We start from the raw sequence: 14,763 nt of genomic DNA on the forward strand, positions 1-14,763 counted from the left end.
CGGGGGACCGCCCGGCCGAGGACCGGAGGACGCATGACCAGCACCCCAGACGTCGCGGAGAAGGCACCACGCCGCGACCGGACCCACTACCTCTACATCGCGGTGATCATCGCCGTGATCGCGGGCATCGCGGTCGGGATCGTGTTCCCCGACTTCGCCCTCGAGCTCCAGCCGCTCGGCACGGGCTTCGTCAGCCTGATCACGATGATGATCCAGCCGATCATCTTCTGCACGATCGTGCTCGGCGTCGGCACGGTGGCCAACGCGGCGCGCATCGGCAAGGTCGGTGGGCTCGCGCTGCTCTACTTCATCACCCTGTCCACGGTGGCGCTGGCGATCGGCATGGTGGTCGGCAACTTCCTGCACCCCGGCGAGGGCCTCCAGCTGAGCGACGAGATCGCGCAGGCGGGGCAGGCCAAGGCCGCCGAGGGCAAGGCGGAGAGCACCACCGAATTCCTGCTGGGCATCGTCCCGACGTCGCTGCTGTCGGGGCTGACGTCCGGCGAGGTGCTGCAGACGCTCTTCATCGCGCTGCTCATCGGGTTCGCGCTGCTGAAGATGGGCGAGGCCGGCAAGCCGATCCTGCGCGGCGTCGAGATCATACAGAAGCTCGTCTTCCGCGTGCTCTCGATGATCATGTGGGCGGCGCCGGTTGGTGCCTTCGGCGCGATGGCGGCCGTCACCGGCGGGGGCGGGGTCGATGCCCTGCAGAGCCTCGCGGTGCTGATGATCGGCTTCTACGTCACCTGCGGGCTGTTCGTCTTCGTCGTCCTCGGGACGCTGCTCAAGCTCACCACCGGCGTCAACATCTTCTCGCTGATGCGCTACCTGGGTCGGGAGTTCCTGCTGATCCTGGCGACCTCCTCCTCGGAGTCGGCGCTGCCCCGCCTGATCGCCAAGATGGAGCACGCCGGCGTCGACCGCACCACCGTCGGCGTGGTCGTGCCGACCGGCTACTCGTTCAACCTCGACGGCACCGCGATCTACCTGACGATGGCCTCGCTGTTCATCGCCGAGGCGCTGGGCGACCCGCTCTCGATCGGCGAGCAGATCTCGCTGCTGGTCTTCATGATGATCGCCTCCAAGGGCGCGGCGGGCGTCACCGGCGCCGGCCTCGCGGTCCTCGCCGGCGGACTCAACTCCCACCGCCCCGAGCTCGTCGACGGCGTCGGCTTCATCGTCGGCATCGACCGCTTCATGTCCGAGGCCCGCGCGCTGACGAACTTCGCCGGCAACTCGATCGCCACGGTGATCATCGGCCACTGGACCGGCGGCCTCGACCGCGGCCAGCTCGACCGCACGCTCGACGGCACCGACCCCTTCGACGAGGCCACCATGGTCGACGACCACCCCGACCGCGACGGCGACGGCGTCGGCGACCCGCCGGGCAGCCCCACCGAGGAGCCCGCCCTCCGCTGACCTCGCGGGGGTTTCGAGACGGTTGCCAGGGCAACCTCCTCAACCCCCGGGTCGTCCCGGGGGTTGAGGAAGGACGAAGTCCTGTCTCGAAACCCCTCGTGGCTCAGGGCGCTCAGGCGACGGGGAGCGTGCGGTCCACGATGGTGCGCAGGTCGCCGCGGTCGAGGGCGCCGTAGACGCCGTCGTACGACGAGCCGAGGCGCGAGGCGCAGAAGACGTCGGCGACCTCGGGCGGGCCGAAGCGCACCAGCAGCGAGCCCTGCAGGCACAGCGCCATCCGGGCGGCGAGGCGCCGGGCGGAGACCTCGAGCCCGGCGGCGTCGCCCAGCATCGCCAGGGTGTCGTCGACGGCGCCGTCCAGGCGGGCGTCGGCGCCGCGGGCGAGGCCGACCTCGGTGATCCAGGCCGCGAGCACCTCGGGCTCGCGCCCCAGGGCCCGCAGCACGTCGAGGGCGTTGACGTTGCCCGAGCCCTCCCAGACCGAGTTGAGCGGTGCCTCGCGGTAGAGCAGCGGCATCACCGACTCCTCGACGTACCCGTTGCCGCCGAGGCACTCCAGCGCCTCGGCCACGTGACCCGGCGTGCGCTTGCAGACCCAGAACTTCGCCAGCGGCAGGGCGATCCGCCGCAGGGCCGCCTCGTGGGGGTCGTGGCGCCGGTCGACCGCGGACGCGAGCCGCAGCGCCAGCGCGGTGGCGGCCTCCGACTCGACGGCCAGGTCGGCCAGGACGTTCTGCATCAGCGGCTTGTCGAGCAGCAGCGACCCGAAGGCTGAGCGGTGAGCGGCGTGCCAGGAGGCCTCCGACACGGCGCGCCGCATCAGGGATGCGGAGCCCAGCACGCAGTCGAGGCGGGTGGCGGCGACCATCTCGATGATGGTGCGCACGCCGCGGCCCTCGTCGCCGAGCCGGTGGGCGAGCGTGCCGTCGAACTCCAGCTCCGAGGAGGCGTTGGAGCGGTTGCCGAGCTTGTCCTTGAGGCGGACGACGTCGACCTGGTTGCGGGTGCCGTCGGGCAGCACGCGGGGGAGCACGAAGCAGGTCACCCCGCTCTCGGTCTGGGCGAGCACCAGGAACATGTCGTTCATCGGCGCCGAGGTGAACCACTTGTGGCCGTGGAGCGTGTACTCGCCGTCGACGGACGTGGGACGGGCGACGGTCACGTTGGCGCGCACGTCGGAGCCGCCCTGCTTCTCGGTCATGCCCATGCCGACCAGCGCCCCGCGCTTCTGCGCGACCGGCCGCAGGCCGGGGTCGTAGGTCGTCGAGGCCAGCAGCGGCGTCCACTCCTTCGCGACCGCGTCGTCGGCGCGCAGGGCCGGCACGGCGGCGTACGTCATCGAGATCGGGCAGCCGTGTCCGGGCTCGGTGTGCGACCACGCCATGAAGCCCGCCGCGCGGCGCACGTGGGCGTGGGGGCTGCCGGCCTTCTGCTGCTCCCACGGCGTCGCGGCCAGCCCGTGGCCCACCGCGCGCGCCATCAGCCAGTGCCACGAGGGGTGGAAGGAGACCTCGTCGATGCGGTTGCCGAAGCGGTCGTACGGCGTGAGCACCGGGTGGTGCTCGTTGGCGAGCCGGCCGTGCTCGCGCGCCTCCGCGCTGCCGGCCTGCGCCCCGATCTCCGCGAGGTCCTCGAGGACGTCGGGGCCGGCGTGCCGCACGACGGCCTCGCTCAGCGCGGCGTCGGCCGTGACCACGTTGTGGCCCACCAGCGGGGGCGCCTGGTTGGTGGTGACGCGCACCTCACGCCGCGTCGGGGTTGGCGAGTCCGGGAGTGCCATGCGACTACCGTAAGCGGCATGGTGGCGGAGACCCGGGAGACCGCCTCGTCCGGGCGGACGTGGACCCGACCGCGCCGTCTCCTGGACACCTTGTGGCGCCTCGTGGTCACGACCGTCAGCGCCTGCCTGCGCTACCGCGTGACCGGTCTCGCGGCCGAGGCGGCGTTCTTCGCGGTGCTCTCCGTGCCGCCCCTGGTCTTCGCGCTGGCGGGCGCCATCGGCTACGTGTCGGAGCGGTTCACCGCGGCCCAGGTGGAGGACGTTCGGCAGGCCGTGATCGACCTGTCGTCGTCGTTCCTCACCGACAGCGCGGTCAACCGGATCGTCGTGCCCACCATCGACGAGGTGCTCGACGGCGGCCGCTTCGACGTGATCTCGCTGGGCTTCGTGCTGGCGCTGTGGTCGGGCTCGCGCGCCCTCAACGTCTTCGTCGACACCATCACGATCATGCACGGGCTCGGAGGGCACCGCGGCATCATCAAGACCCGCGCGCTCTCCTTCGTGCTCTACATCCTCGCGCTCATCACCGGCGCGGTCTCGATCCCGCTCGTCGTCGCCGGGCCCAAGCTGGTCCGCGAGGTCCTGCCGGACAACGCCGAGTTCGTGATGAGCTTCTACTGGCCGGTCGTGGTCGTCGTGTGCATCTGCTTCCTCGCCACGCTCTACCACCTGTCCGTGCCGGTGCGGACCAACTGGAGCTTCAACCTGCCCGGCGCGACGTTCTCGCTGGTCGCCTGGATCGTCGGCTCCTACGTCCTGCGCTGGGTGCTCACGATCACCGCCGCCGACTCCAAGTCCATCTACGGTCCGCTCGCCGCGCCGATCGCGGTGCTGCTGTGGCTCTACATCCTGGCCCTGGCGGTGCTCATCGGGGCGGCGGTCAACGCGGCGTTCGACACCGTCTTCCCGCAGAAGGGGACGGCCAGCGCCCGCCAGGAGCTGATGCACCGCATCAGGAACCGCATGTCGAAGGAGAGGTCCTGACCCGATCCGCGGCGGGCGCCCGCTAGATTCGCCACGTGGTCGACGCGACGGGGGATCAGGCGGGCAGTGCGTTCCGTGGCAGCATCTCCCTCCCCGACGTCGTCCGGTCGCCGTGGTGGGAGCTGGGCCGCCGGCTGCTGCTGGCATTCGGGATCCTGCTCGGCACGGTGCTGCTGGTCTACTTCGACCGCACCGGCTACCGCGACGGCAACGACCCGACCAACTACGTCAGCTTCACCGACTCGATCTACTACACGACCGTCACGCTGAGCACGACCGGGTACGGCGACATCGCCCCGGTCAGCGACCAGGCCCGCCTGATCAACGCGTTCGTGATCACCCCCGCCCGCATCGCCTTCCTGGTCCTGCTGATCGGCACCACCCTCGAGGTGCTGGCGTCCCAGGGCCGGGAGATGTTCCGCGTCTCTCGCTGGAGGAAAAAGATGGGTCACCACGTCGTGATCGTCGGCTACGGCACCAAGGGCCGCAGCGCCGTCGAGACGCTGGTCAACAACGGCCTGGAGCGCGAGAGCGTGGTCATCGTCGACCCCAGCCCCACCGCGCTGGCCGACGCGCACGCCGACGGCCTCGCGGTCGTCTCGGGCGACGCCACCCGCCGCGAGGTGCTGCGCCGCGCCGGCGTCGCGGAGGCCGACCAGATCATCATCACCACCAACCGCGACGACTCCAACGTGCTCGCGGCCCTCACCGTCCGTCAGCTCAACCCCGACGCCTGGATCGTCGCGGCGGTCAAGGAGCAGGAGAACGCCCCGCTGATGCGCCAGTCCGGCGCCAACTCGGTGATCACCTCCTCCGACGCGGTCGGCCGTCTGCTCGGCCTGTCGTCGCTGTCGCCGACGCTGGGCGCGGTGATGGAGGACCTGCTCAGCTACGGCGAGGGGCTCGAGGTCGCCGAGCGCGACCTGCTCGTCAGCGAGGTCGGCAAGCAGCCCCAGCAGCTGCCCGACCAGGTGATCTCGGTGGTCCGCGACGAGAAGGTCTACCGCTACTTCGACCCCGTCGTCACCCAGCTGGCCCGCGGCGACCGCCTGGTCGTCGTACGGCCCGCCAAGGAGCTGCCGTGGGCGCCCCGGCCCGGCACCCACGACGAGGAGTCGGCCTCCGACGACTGATCGAGGGATCCTCACGGGGTCGAACACCTGTTCGAACGTGTGAGACGATCGTCCCCATGGCCGGGGGCATGGGTGGCGGGTGGAGCAAGCAGGGCAGCGGCGTCCCGCTGTCCGAGCGGGTGCGACCCGGCGCCGCCTCCCGGCCGGCGGTCGCGTCGCTCGGCGACCCCTGCCCGGCCCGGCACTGCTGGGTCTCCGACGCGATCGACCGGCACGGCGCGAAGCGGCCGGGGCTGCTGGTCGAGTGGCGCCAGGCCGCCGACGGCTGGGAGGGCCGTGTCGTCTACGTCGTGCAGCTGCGACCCGACGCGTGGCAGCTCGTCGAGGAGTGGGTCCCGGCGGCGTTGCTGACCCCCTCGTAGGGGAGCGCCCGGGCACGAAAGAGCCGAACCGCTGGCGTCTCGGGTCACCAGCGGTTCGGCGGTCACTACGCTAGCCGACCAGCGGCCTTGCCCCCAGGGGTTCGCCGCGATCTGACCCACATCGCCACCGAGATGGCTCGAAGTGACTAGGCCGTGCTCACCCTGACGGGCTATCAGCTCCGGCGGGAGATCCGGGACGGGGTATGGCGTCGGCGGTCTCTTTCGAGGTGCAGTCCTCCCGATAGGGCTGCGTAAGCCCTGACGCTCGAGACCGCCGACAGGACCAACCTACGGCGACGCGCGTGAGCCGCGCCTCATCCCCGCGGGTGATTGTTCGGACTGCGGACTAATCCGCTCGGGGTGTAGGTTCAACGAGAAGACCACCGCTCCGCCTCCTATGAGTAGGCGGAACGGTGGTCTCGGTCGTATGCGGCGCAGAGTGCGAGTGAGACATCACCCGACCCGTCCGATCCAACCCGACGAGAGTATGCGATCACGGAGACTTACGCACCCCTCTCATCAGAAGTCGCGTCTCGGATCATCGGGTCACGCCGCCCGCGCTACGACGACGCGTCGTCGTCGCCGGCCGCCCCGTCCCGGACCTCGTCGAGCGCAAACCCGTGCTGGACCGCCCAGGCGATCGCCTGGCTGCGGTTGGTCACGCCGATCTTGCGGTAGGCCGAGCGGATGTAGGTCTTCACCGAGTTGATGCTCAGGTACAGACGGCGGGCGATGTCGTCGTTGCCCAGGCCCATCGTGATCAGGCCGAGCACCTGCACCTCGCGCGGTGACAGGCCGTGGCCGCCGCCGAGCTGGGTGGGGTTCCCGGTGTAGTCGAGGGCGTCGTCGTCGCGGTCGCCGGCCAGGTCGCCCAGCCCGGCGGACCGGATGACCTGGTGGATGGCCGCGGCGTCCGCGGACATGGAGATGGCACCGTCGGCACCCTTCTCGAACGCCTGGTTGGCCAGGTCGGGTCGCAGGTCGCGGGCCACCGCCACGACGGCGGCATGCGTCTCCTTGACCAGCCAGTCGAACTCGTCGGTGCTCCCGCTCGTCAGCCCGGCGACGTCGTAGAGGACGACGTCGACGCCCGGGTCGACCGCCAGATCGGCTCCCCGCCCGAGGAGCTCGTAGGGCATAGGCATCTCCTGGACGACGGAGGACAGGCCGCGGTAGACCACGTCCTCGTCGGTGACGATCGCGATGCGGACGGGGTCGCCCGCCCTCCGCGAAGAAATGGTCACTGACGTCGCCTCGTTCGACAGGCTGGCACGGTGTCGATCACGGCCAGATGAGTTCTCTCGGACCGACTTCCCTGGTCCTTCACGATCCAAACACCCATCTGGACCACCCGGCAAGTTCTCGCCGCCGCGCTCAGCGGCGCTGGCCCCACCCCGAGGGCGGGCCCATCAGGTCGACGGCACGGCGGATCCCGATGGTCACCCCGATGCCCACCACGCCGATGCTCGCCAGCAACGACCCCAGCGTCATGACCAGCCACGCGAAGACGAAGCCGATCGTGGTGCCGCTGCCGGAGTCGCCCTCGGCGCTGTTGCTCGCGAGCAGGAAGAAGAACGCGCCGACCACGAGGACGCACAGGCCCACGGTCAGGAAGCCGAAGCCGTCGACGTACTTGGTGGGCAACGGGGTCTCGTCGATCGTGGTGAGGAGCTCCTCGGTGCGGCTGGCGGGGGTGCGGACGGTCACGGCCAGCTCCTCGAGGGCCGCCCGCAGCTCACGCTGGATGGTGCCGGCGTGGAAGTCGAGGGCGACCACGCCGGAGTCGGTGAGGAGCTCGACGCTCATCGGCGTGGGGAACGACGCGACGCGCAGCTCGCGCAGCGGGTAGTGCGCCAATCCCTCGCCCTCGGTCTCGCGCAGCGTCAGTCCGTCCGGGCTCAGCGAGAGCTGGTGGGGTACGTCGTCCTTGGTCACCGCCCACGAGCGGGTGTCGACTGGCTGCTGCTCCATCGGGTCCTCGTCTCCTCGATCCGTCCCCTGGAGCGGACGGTCACCGGGGTGCTTTCCCCGTTGCGGGGCGGTTCATGCCTTCTGGTGGGTGCCCGGGTCCCCGTAGGGTCGGACCATGGCGAAGAAGACGTGGTCGGACCTCACTGCGAGCCAACGGCGGCTGGTCGTCGTGGGCGGCCTCGCGGAGGTCGTGCTGACGACGGTGGCCTCACGTGACCTCGCCCGGCGCCCGGCGTCCGAGGTGCGCGGGCCCAAGACGGCGTGGGCGCTCGCGCTGGCCGTCCAGCCGGTCGGCCCCCTGGCCTACCTCGTCGTCGGTCGCCGCTAGGGCCGAGTCCGCCTGGCCGGCGCGAGCGGCGTCGCCGGTCGTTGCCGCCCCGCCAGGCGTACGCCGTAGCGGCGCAGCGGGTCCTCGAACCAGACGTGCGCCACGTGCGCGGCGACGAAGGCCAGCGCGATGCCCACGGTGGTGGAGAGCAGCGAGCCCGCGAAGCCCCAGTCGGAGGGCAGCACGCTCTCGGCGGCGTTGAGCCCGAAGTTGTGCAGCAGGTAGAGGGCGTACGACAGCGCGGCGACGTAGGTCATCGGGCGTGAGCCGAGCCAGTCCGTGCGCGTCGAGGTGGTGGTGACGAGGCCCGCCAGCACCAGCGCTGCGACCAGGCTGAAGACGGGGTAGAGCCGGCCCTGGGGGAGCACCTCGTCGGTGCCCAGCTGCAGGGCCACGAGCACCGTGGCGAGGAGCAGCAGCACCGGTGGCCGGCCGACGAGCGCCAGCCGCTCGTAGGAGGGGCGGTGGTGCAGCAGCGTCGCGACGAGGCAGCCCAGGGCGATCGGGGTGTAGCTCTCGAGCGAGACGCCCCAGCCGCCGCCGAGGTAGCCGGCGACGCTGCAGCCCAGTGCGATCGCGGTCAGCGCCACGGCCTGGGGGAGCGGGCGGGCCTTCAGCAGCACGAAGCCGAGCACTGGCCAGACGAAGTAGAACTTCTCCTCGATCCCGATCGACCACGCCATGTCGAACGGCACCAGCACGTCGCCGTTGAAGTAGAGCGAGTGCTCGGGGAAGAAGAGCAGGAAGTAGGGGATGTTCTCCACGAACGCGTCGCGCCGCTCCGGCTGCATGCCCAGGCCGAGGATGAGCACGCAGTAGAGCGCGAAGACCGCGAGGTACATCGGGTAGATGCGGAACGCGCGCCGGACGTAGAACGCGCGCAGGTCGACCCCGCGCGGGCTCTGGTCGTGCTCGCGCAGCAGCAGCGTGGTGATCAGGAAGCCGCTCAGCACGAAGAACAGCGTCACGCCCGACGGTCCGTGCAGGCGTGGCCACACGTGGGGGTACGCCGGGTGCGCGGTGAACACGAGCAGCACCGAGATCGCGCGCACCCCGTCGAGGGCGGGGAAGCGGCGCAGCGCGCGGAAGTCCGCGTGCGCGACGTACCCGCCCATGTGCCCCCCTCGCACCCCGCCGAGCCGGCGGCAGGAGTCGATCCTAGGCGGCGGCTCGGGATCCGGCTCGATCACGACCGTGGCGCTCCGCCGCGGCCTTCAGCTCTCGCAGGCCACTCCGTCGCCGTCGCGGTCGAGGTCGTAGGGGTCGGAGCCGTCGATGTAGATCGGGCCGTACGCGTACTCCGGTCCGTCGCCGGACCCTCCCGCGCAGTCGTAGTCCGACGAGGGGGTCAGGCACGGCCGGTAGCCGGAGGTGCAGTTGCTCGGCGGCGGCGGCGGCGGCGGCGGTGGCTTCACGACGGACGACACCACCAGGCCGATGGTCGAGCCAGGCTTGGCGCGAGCCGTGCGTCCGGGCGTTTGCTCCAGCACGACCTTGTTCTTGCCCGACTCGCGTCTCGCCGTCGACACCGAGACCTTGAAGCCGGCGGCCTTCAGTCGGTCGACGGCCTCGGACTCAGACAGTCCGACGACGCCGGGGACCCCGGGGAAGGGGGAGGCGACGACGAGGACCACTCCTGAGCCGGGCACCATCGACGAGCCGACCTTCGCCTTCTGCCGCAGCACGGTGCCGGGTGCCTTGGCGGAAGGCACGCGGCGGATCATCTCCACCACCAGGCCGGCGGCGACGAGCTGGGCCTTCGCCTCCTGGCGGGTCAGCCCCACGAGCTGCGGAACCACCGATCGAGCCGGTGGTGCCTCGCTCTCCGTGACGGGCTCGGGCTCTGCCTCGGCGGTGGGGGTGGGCGTCGGGTCCGACGAGCTGGTCGGAGCCGAGGACTCGGCGCTCGAGGACTCGGGGCTTCGAGCCGATTCGCGGTCGGAGCTGGGGCCGGAGCCTCCTGCCATCACCCCGGCTGCGAACAGCACCAGAGCGGCCACCAGCACCCCCGGCACCAGCGCCCACCAGTACTGACGGCGGCGTTGCGCGATTCCGGGCGCGGCTGCGGTTGGGGTTGCGCGGGTAACCGTCCAGCCGTAGGGCTTCGCCGAGGTGTGCGGTGTCCAGGCGTGCCCGTCGAAGTAACGGATCAGGCCCGGGTCCACCGGGTCGTGGTACCAGCCGGCGTGCGCGCCGTGCGGTGGCGTCGTTCGTGTCATGTCGTGGCCCCCTGAGTGCTCAGGAGTACCAGCAGAACGTCGCCCCTGTCAGGCGAACCGGCCAACGTGCCACTCGGTCAGGCGGTGCTGTCGTCGGAGCGCTCGTCCTGCTCGCGCTCCTCCTCCTGCTCCTTCTCGACCCGCTTCTTGATGCCGCGCAGGCCGGGGAGCTTGCCGAGCATCTCGTTGAGCTCCTTGGAGACGTCGAGGAGGTCGTGCAGGTCCGGCGCGACGGAGCTGAGCGTCTCGAGCATCGGGAGGACGTCGGACTCCATCTTGTCCGCGAGCTCGGGGAGGTGTCCGACCAGCGCCACGATCGCCTCGATCTCGTCGGGGTCGGTGGTCTTGGCGATCCGGTCGAGCACCGGCAGGAGCTGGGTCATCGGGGGGACCAGGTCGGCGAGGAGCGGCTCGATCCGGGCGACCATCGGCTCGGCCCGGCCCAGGAGGCTGTCCGCCCTGGCGAGAAGGGGATCGGCGTCGTCGAGCATCCCGCTGACGCGGTCGGACAGCGGCTCGAACGACACCAGCGCGTGGTCGGCCCGCCTGCGCGTCTCGTCCGCGGCCTCCACCACCTCGTCGGCCCGCTGCCGGGTCTGCTCGATCCTCGCCATCAGGGCGACGACGTCGTCGAGGAGTCGCTCGGCACTGTCGAGCAGGCGCAGCACGCGCGGCCCGGCGGCGACGAGCTGCTCCACCAGCGCGCGCACGTCCGAGGGTCCGGGGATGGAGGGCAGTCTCATCACACAAACCTACGAGGCGTGCGGGGCGAACCGGGCACGGGAACTGGTGCACTTTCGCTGCGCGCAGCGAGGGAATGAAGCCGGTCGGTTCCGGGCACGGGGTCTCCTGTCGACGGTGTCGGCACGGCAGCCGCCGGCTGACGTCGACTTACGTTGTAAGTTGAAGTCGAACCTACGCCCCGACCGCAACCGACGGAGTCCCCGATGCCCGACGAGCCCACCGAACCGATCGACCATCCCGCCGGGCACCGCCGCCGGTCCGCGAGGGCCACCGTCGGTCGACTCCCTCGCAGTGCGGCCGCGTTCGTCGCCCGCGACCGGGTGACCTGGCGCCAGTCGGTCGAGGGGTCCGGCGTGCTGTGGCTGCTGGTCGCCGTACCTGTCGGCGCGCTGGTGCTGCGTCGGATCGTCAAGCGGCGCTAGCACGTCCGAGCCCGCCGACGAGGCGGACGCTCAGTCCAGCAGGTGCTTGAGCGCCCTCCCCATCACCTCGTTGCGCGCTGACGCTGTCGCGATGCCCTCGAACCCGAAGCCCATCAGCAGGGAGTCGGGCGTCGAGATGGCGGCGCCGACCGGGAACCCGCTGGCGTCGGTGGCCAGCCAGTCGTTGCTGTTGGGAGCACTGCCGGCCGGGGCGCCGGGGGTCGCCCAGCCGTCCAGGCCGCTCTCGAACGACGTGGTCGTGCCGTCGGGGTAGGTCACGTCGTCGACGAAGGCGCCGAGGTTCTGGGTGCCCCAGTCGCTGGCGTAGGTGATCGACAGCTCCACCTCCGCCCCGGCCCACGCGGCCAGGTCGACGCTCCACTCCTGCCACCCGCCGGAGCTGCCCGACGCGGCGTGCCACACGCCCGTCGTACCGGTCGGCGTGCAGTTCTCCGACGCCTCGTCGTACGTCGTGTAGCGGTCGAGCTGCGGGTGCAGGTCTCGCCAGCCCGCGGCGCAGCTGTCGCCGGTCGCCTGGGTGGTGTGGCCGTTGGCGTCGGGGAGCGTCGTCCAGTCGTCGCCGCCCGGCGTGCGGGCCTCGACGAACACGTGGTCCCACGCGCCCTCGGTGTCGTAGGACGTCCAGAACCCGAGGGAGCCGCCGCCGACCGGCACCGTGACCGTGCGGGTGAGCCGCTTGTAGGAGACGTCGGCGATCTGGCTGTAGACGTAGCGCGACCCGGTGTGCGGGTCGAACGGCCCACCCGGCTTGTCCCAGCGGGCTGACGGCCAGCTCTCGAACTGCGGGAACTCCTCCACCGGCAGGATGCCGCTGGTCGAGATGAACGACGACGTGGCGTCCTGGTTGTCGGCCGACTCGGGACCGTTCATCGACCACCCGAGCCCGTTGAACGGGTCGGCGGTCCCGGTGACGTCGTGCACGTCGCCGTTCTCGTCGAGGCCGTCGCCGGGGACGGCGAGGTAGCCGCCGAACCAGTACTGCAGCACGTCGTTGGTGCCGTCGCCCGAGCCGCGCAGCGGCAGGCAGCGACGCTCGTCGACGCCCGGAGGCAGCGGGTTGCAGTCGATCGTGCCCTGCGGGTCGTAGAGCTGCGTGCCGAGGTTGGCGGTGTACTGCTCGCCGGCCTGGTCGCCGGTGTACATCACCTTGCCGCCCTCGTTCATGTACGCACGGAACTCGAGCATCTCGTCCAGCGCGAGCCGGTCGACGTTGCCGGCGCCGCGCCCGGCGGTGCGAGTCACGACGTCGTCGCCGGTGTACCAGACCACCGCGTCGTAGTGGCTCAGCACGCCGAGGGCGTCCGGCGCCACGCGGCCCTGCGCGTCCACGTCGTACACGTCGGCCTGGTGGCCGTTGGCGGCGAGGGCGTCGAGGTAGGACTGCAGGTGGTGCGGTCCGGGCGTCTGCGCGGGGGAGGCACCGGTGTAGTCCTCGGCCGCCACCACGAGCACGCGCTCCCTCTTCCTGGACTCCGCGACCGCCTCGTAGGTGAACGACGGACTCCGCTTCCCGCGCGCCTCGAACCACACCTTGACCGAGTCGCCCGGCTTCGTGCCGCGCACGGTGCCGCGCACCTGGCGGTAGTGGGTCGAGGTCATGCCGTAGCGCTCGCCGCCGCGCCACTCGCGCGTCGGCGCCGACTGCGTCCGGCCACCGTTGACGCGCCACTTGGCGGTCACCCGGCCGAGGCTGCGCTTGGCGAGCACGGCGACCGGCTGCGGGTCGCCGTAGGACTTGGCGAAGCTGAGCTGGACCCCCGGCAGGCCGGACTTGTAGGGGTCCTCGCTGTCCAGGTAGAAGGGCTTGGTCTCGATGCCGAGCGACGACTTCGGGTCGTCGGGGTCGCTCGCGGAGGCGGCAACCGACTCGGCGAAGGGCAGGTTGCGCGCGAACTCCTCCTGCACCAGCGCCTCGTCGTCGGGGAAGACGAAGCCGCAGGTCTCACAGCCGGGGGAGAGCTCCGGCGTCCACGCGAGCGTGCCGGTCGCCTCCTGGGCGTAGCCGTCGATCTCGCCGTTGGTGACGTAGAGGACGTCGGAGGACAGACCCGGGTGGAAGTCGGCGATCGCCGGGTTGTCGAGGTTGCCCGAGAGCGCGTGGTAGATCGGGTCGTCCGCGGTCGGCGTGCCGATCTGCCAGCCGTCGTTGTAGAGCAGCCACCGCCCGTTGGAGTGGTAGTTGACCATGAACTCCGCGCGCGCCGTCCGGAACAGCCGCATCGCCGCCTTGGTCTCCGGCTCGGACGCCGGCGCCGGGCCTCGGTAGGTCTCGCTCGAGGGGATGGGGGAGGAGCCCTCGTTGTCGTAGCCCCAGTGGGAGGGGAAGTTGCGGTTGGGGTCGACGCCGTCGCCGACCTGGGTGACGCCGTCGCCGTTGTTGTCGCGCAGGTTCTTGCGCCACAGCCGCTCGACGTCGAACGTGTACTGGTAGCCGTCGGGGTTCATCACCGGCACGAACCACAGCTCGGTGCCGGCCAGCAGCCGCCGCACGCTCCGGTCACGTGCGCGCCAGCGGTCGAGGTAGCTGGTCATCAGCCGCCGCGTCACCTCGGTCGCGATCCACTCCCGCGCGTGCTGGGTGGCGCTGTAGATCACCGCCGGCCGGGACCCGTCGCGCCGCCACCGTGCGCCGTACGTGAGCTTGAGGGCGAGGATGTCGCGCCCCTGGTACGTCGTTCCGAGCTTGACCAGCTTGGCGACGTCCGGGTTGCGCCGAGCCGCGGTCACCATCTGGTCGCGGATGCCGCCGGGTTCGTCGTACGACTTCCACACGGTGTAGCCGCCCACCGCCTGCGCCTTGGCGAACTGACGGACCGTCTGCCCGCCCTTCACCTTGGTGAGCGTCAGGTCGATGCCCTGCGCCCGCAGCTCCTCCGCCTCGGCGGGCGTGAGGATGAGGTCGACCTGCGACGTCTCGCCGGTCGGATGTGCCTCGGTGAGGTCGTAGCCCTGCTGCGCCAGGCTGCCGAGCTGGTCGGCCGTCACCTTCTTAGCGACGTAGGCGTCGAGCCGGCCGTCGCTCTTTGCGGCGCTCGGCGCCTGCGTGGGTGGTGTCTCGGCTGAGGACGGCGCCAGGCCGACCCCCAGTGCGGCGACCACTGAGCCGGCGATGAGTACAGACGCAACACCACGCATGACGACCTCCCGAGTCGGTATGACCTGGGTCACACTGCCACTCACGGAAGCAGCCAGGAAGAGTCCGAGCGAACTATCTAGACCACAGGAGCCACCGGCCGAGCGCAGAGCCTTGGTGACTAGGTGTCGCGCCCACTTCGATTCGCCGGCACCAAAGCCGCATCGTGGGGTTTGTCGCCGTTAAGGTCGGGGCGAGCTCGGGTGGGCTCGGCGAGGCAAGGGGTAGAAGACGTGAATGGTGCAGA

Annotated in this window: 13 protein-coding genes; 6 read left to right on the top strand and 7 right to left on the bottom strand. The window is 71.0% G+C overall.

The window, feature by feature from the left end:
* Nucleotides 1–33 precede the first annotated feature (33 nt).
* Entirely contained in the window at nucleotides 34–1,419 is a 1,386-nt protein-coding gene (locus IRQ30_RS04425; protein ID WP_193611809.1) for a cation:dicarboxylate symporter family transporter, read from the top strand.
* Between the two features lie 112 nt (nucleotides 1,420–1,531).
* Here IRQ30_RS04425 and IRQ30_RS04430 read toward each other — a convergent pair whose 3' ends face one another.
* Nucleotides 1,532–3,199, bottom strand: a complete 1,668-nt coding sequence (locus IRQ30_RS04430) for an acyl-CoA dehydrogenase family protein (RefSeq protein WP_193611810.1) — start codon at nucleotides 3,197–3,199, stop codon at nucleotides 1,532–1,534.
* Nucleotides 3,200–3,217: 18 nt separating this feature from the next.
* Between IRQ30_RS04430 and IRQ30_RS04435 the strand changes: the two genes are divergently transcribed.
* From IRQ30_RS04435 to IRQ30_RS04445, 3 genes are read left to right on the top strand one after another with little or no spacing between them, the layout of a single operon-like run.
* Nucleotides 3,218–4,183 (top strand): YihY/virulence factor BrkB family protein, encoded by a 966-nt coding sequence (locus tag IRQ30_RS04435; protein WP_193611811.1) that lies wholly within the window; start codon nucleotides 3,218–3,220, stop codon nucleotides 4,181–4,183.
* A gap of 35 nt (nucleotides 4,184–4,218) precedes the next feature.
* Nucleotides 4,219–5,316, top strand: a complete 1,098-nt coding sequence (locus tag IRQ30_RS04440; protein WP_193611812.1) for an NAD-binding protein — start codon at nucleotides 4,219–4,221, stop codon at nucleotides 5,314–5,316.
* A gap of 56 nt (nucleotides 5,317–5,372) precedes the next feature.
* Nucleotides 5,373–5,678, top strand: a complete 306-nt coding sequence (locus tag IRQ30_RS04445) for a hypothetical protein (protein ID WP_193611813.1) — start codon at nucleotides 5,373–5,375, stop codon at nucleotides 5,676–5,678.
* 560 nt (nucleotides 5,679–6,238) lie between these two features.
* Here the strand turns inward: IRQ30_RS04445 and IRQ30_RS04450 are convergent.
* Nucleotides 6,239–6,922, bottom strand: coding sequence for a LuxR C-terminal-related transcriptional regulator (locus IRQ30_RS04450; RefSeq protein ID WP_193611814.1), 684 nt, complete (start codon nucleotides 6,920–6,922; stop codon nucleotides 6,239–6,241).
* A gap of 130 nt (nucleotides 6,923–7,052) precedes the next feature.
* Nucleotides 7,053–7,649: a hypothetical protein gene (locus IRQ30_RS04455; RefSeq protein ID WP_193611815.1), complete on the bottom strand. Its 597-nt coding sequence runs from the start codon at nucleotides 7,647–7,649 to the stop codon at nucleotides 7,053–7,055.
* Nucleotides 7,650–7,764: 115 nt separating this feature from the next.
* On the opposite strand from IRQ30_RS04455, the gene IRQ30_RS04460 reads away from it, so the two are divergent.
* The gene (locus IRQ30_RS04460) at nucleotides 7,765–7,977 is read left to right on the top strand and encodes a PLD nuclease N-terminal domain-containing protein (protein WP_193611816.1); all 213 of its coding nucleotides are present in this window, start codon (nucleotides 7,765–7,767) and stop codon (nucleotides 7,975–7,977) included.
* Here the strand turns inward: IRQ30_RS04460 and IRQ30_RS04465 are convergent.
* The 3 genes from IRQ30_RS04465 to IRQ30_RS04475 form a co-directional block, all read right to left on the bottom strand.
* Nucleotides 7,974–9,092, bottom strand: coding sequence for an acyltransferase family protein (locus IRQ30_RS04465; protein ID WP_193611817.1), 1,119 nt, complete (start codon nucleotides 9,090–9,092; stop codon nucleotides 7,974–7,976). The genes IRQ30_RS04460 and IRQ30_RS04465 overlap by 4 nt on opposite strands.
* Before the next feature lie 99 nt (nucleotides 9,093–9,191).
* On the bottom strand, nucleotides 9,192–10,196 hold the full coding sequence (locus IRQ30_RS04470; protein ID WP_193611818.1) for a PASTA domain-containing protein: 1,005 nt from the start codon (nucleotides 10,194–10,196) through the stop codon (nucleotides 9,192–9,194).
* A gap of 77 nt (nucleotides 10,197–10,273) precedes the next feature.
* The gene (locus IRQ30_RS04475) at nucleotides 10,274–10,939 is read right to left on the bottom strand and encodes a hypothetical protein (RefSeq protein ID WP_193611819.1); all 666 of its coding nucleotides are present in this window, start codon (nucleotides 10,937–10,939) and stop codon (nucleotides 10,274–10,276) included.
* Between the two features lie 204 nt (nucleotides 10,940–11,143).
* Between IRQ30_RS04475 and IRQ30_RS04480 the strand changes: the two genes are divergently transcribed.
* A complete protein-coding gene (locus IRQ30_RS04480) occupies nucleotides 11,144–11,362 on the top strand; it encodes a hypothetical protein (protein WP_193611820.1) in 219 nt (72 codons plus the stop codon).
* Nucleotides 11,363–11,392: 30 nt separating this feature from the next.
* On the opposite strand, the gene IRQ30_RS04485 is transcribed toward IRQ30_RS04480, so the two are convergent.
* Nucleotides 11,393–14,482, bottom strand: coding sequence for a M14 family zinc carboxypeptidase (locus tag IRQ30_RS04485; RefSeq protein WP_193611821.1), 3,090 nt, complete (start codon nucleotides 14,480–14,482; stop codon nucleotides 11,393–11,395).
* Nucleotides 14,483–14,763 lie beyond the last annotated feature (281 nt).

It is taken from the genome of Nocardioides lijunqiniae, assembly GCF_015024225.1.
Lineage (GTDB): Bacteria > Actinomycetota > Actinomycetes > Propionibacteriales > Nocardioidaceae > Nocardioides > Nocardioides lijunqiniae.

Coding starts and splice junctions, on each gene's coding strand:
- IRQ30_RS04425 (WP_193611809.1), top strand. CDS start 34: ATGACCAGCACCCCAGACGTCGCGGAGAAGGCACCACGCCGCGACCGG.
- IRQ30_RS04430 (WP_193611810.1), bottom strand. CDS start 3,199: ATGGCACTCCCGGACTCGCCAACCCCGACGCGGCGTGAGGTGCGCGTC.
- IRQ30_RS04435 (WP_193611811.1), top strand. CDS start 3,218: ATGGTGGCGGAGACCCGGGAGACCGCCTCGTCCGGGCGGACGTGGACC.
- IRQ30_RS04445 (WP_193611813.1), top strand. CDS start 5,373: ATGGCCGGGGGCATGGGTGGCGGGTGGAGCAAGCAGGGCAGCGGCGTC.
- IRQ30_RS04455 (WP_193611815.1), bottom strand. CDS start 7,649: ATGGAGCAGCAGCCAGTCGACACCCGCTCGTGGGCGGTGACCAAGGAC.
- IRQ30_RS04460 (WP_193611816.1), top strand. CDS start 7,765: ATGGCGAAGAAGACGTGGTCGGACCTCACTGCGAGCCAACGGCGGCTG.
- IRQ30_RS04465 (WP_193611817.1), bottom strand. CDS start 9,092: ATGGGCGGGTACGTCGCGCACGCGGACTTCCGCGCGCTGCGCCGCTTC.
- IRQ30_RS04470 (WP_193611818.1), bottom strand. CDS start 10,196: ATGACACGAACGACGCCACCGCACGGCGCGCACGCCGGCTGGTACCAC.
- IRQ30_RS04475 (WP_193611819.1), bottom strand. CDS start 10,939: ATGAGACTGCCCTCCATCCCCGGACCCTCGGACGTGCGCGCGCTGGTG.
- IRQ30_RS04480 (WP_193611820.1), top strand. CDS start 11,144: ATGCCCGACGAGCCCACCGAACCGATCGACCATCCCGCCGGGCACCGC.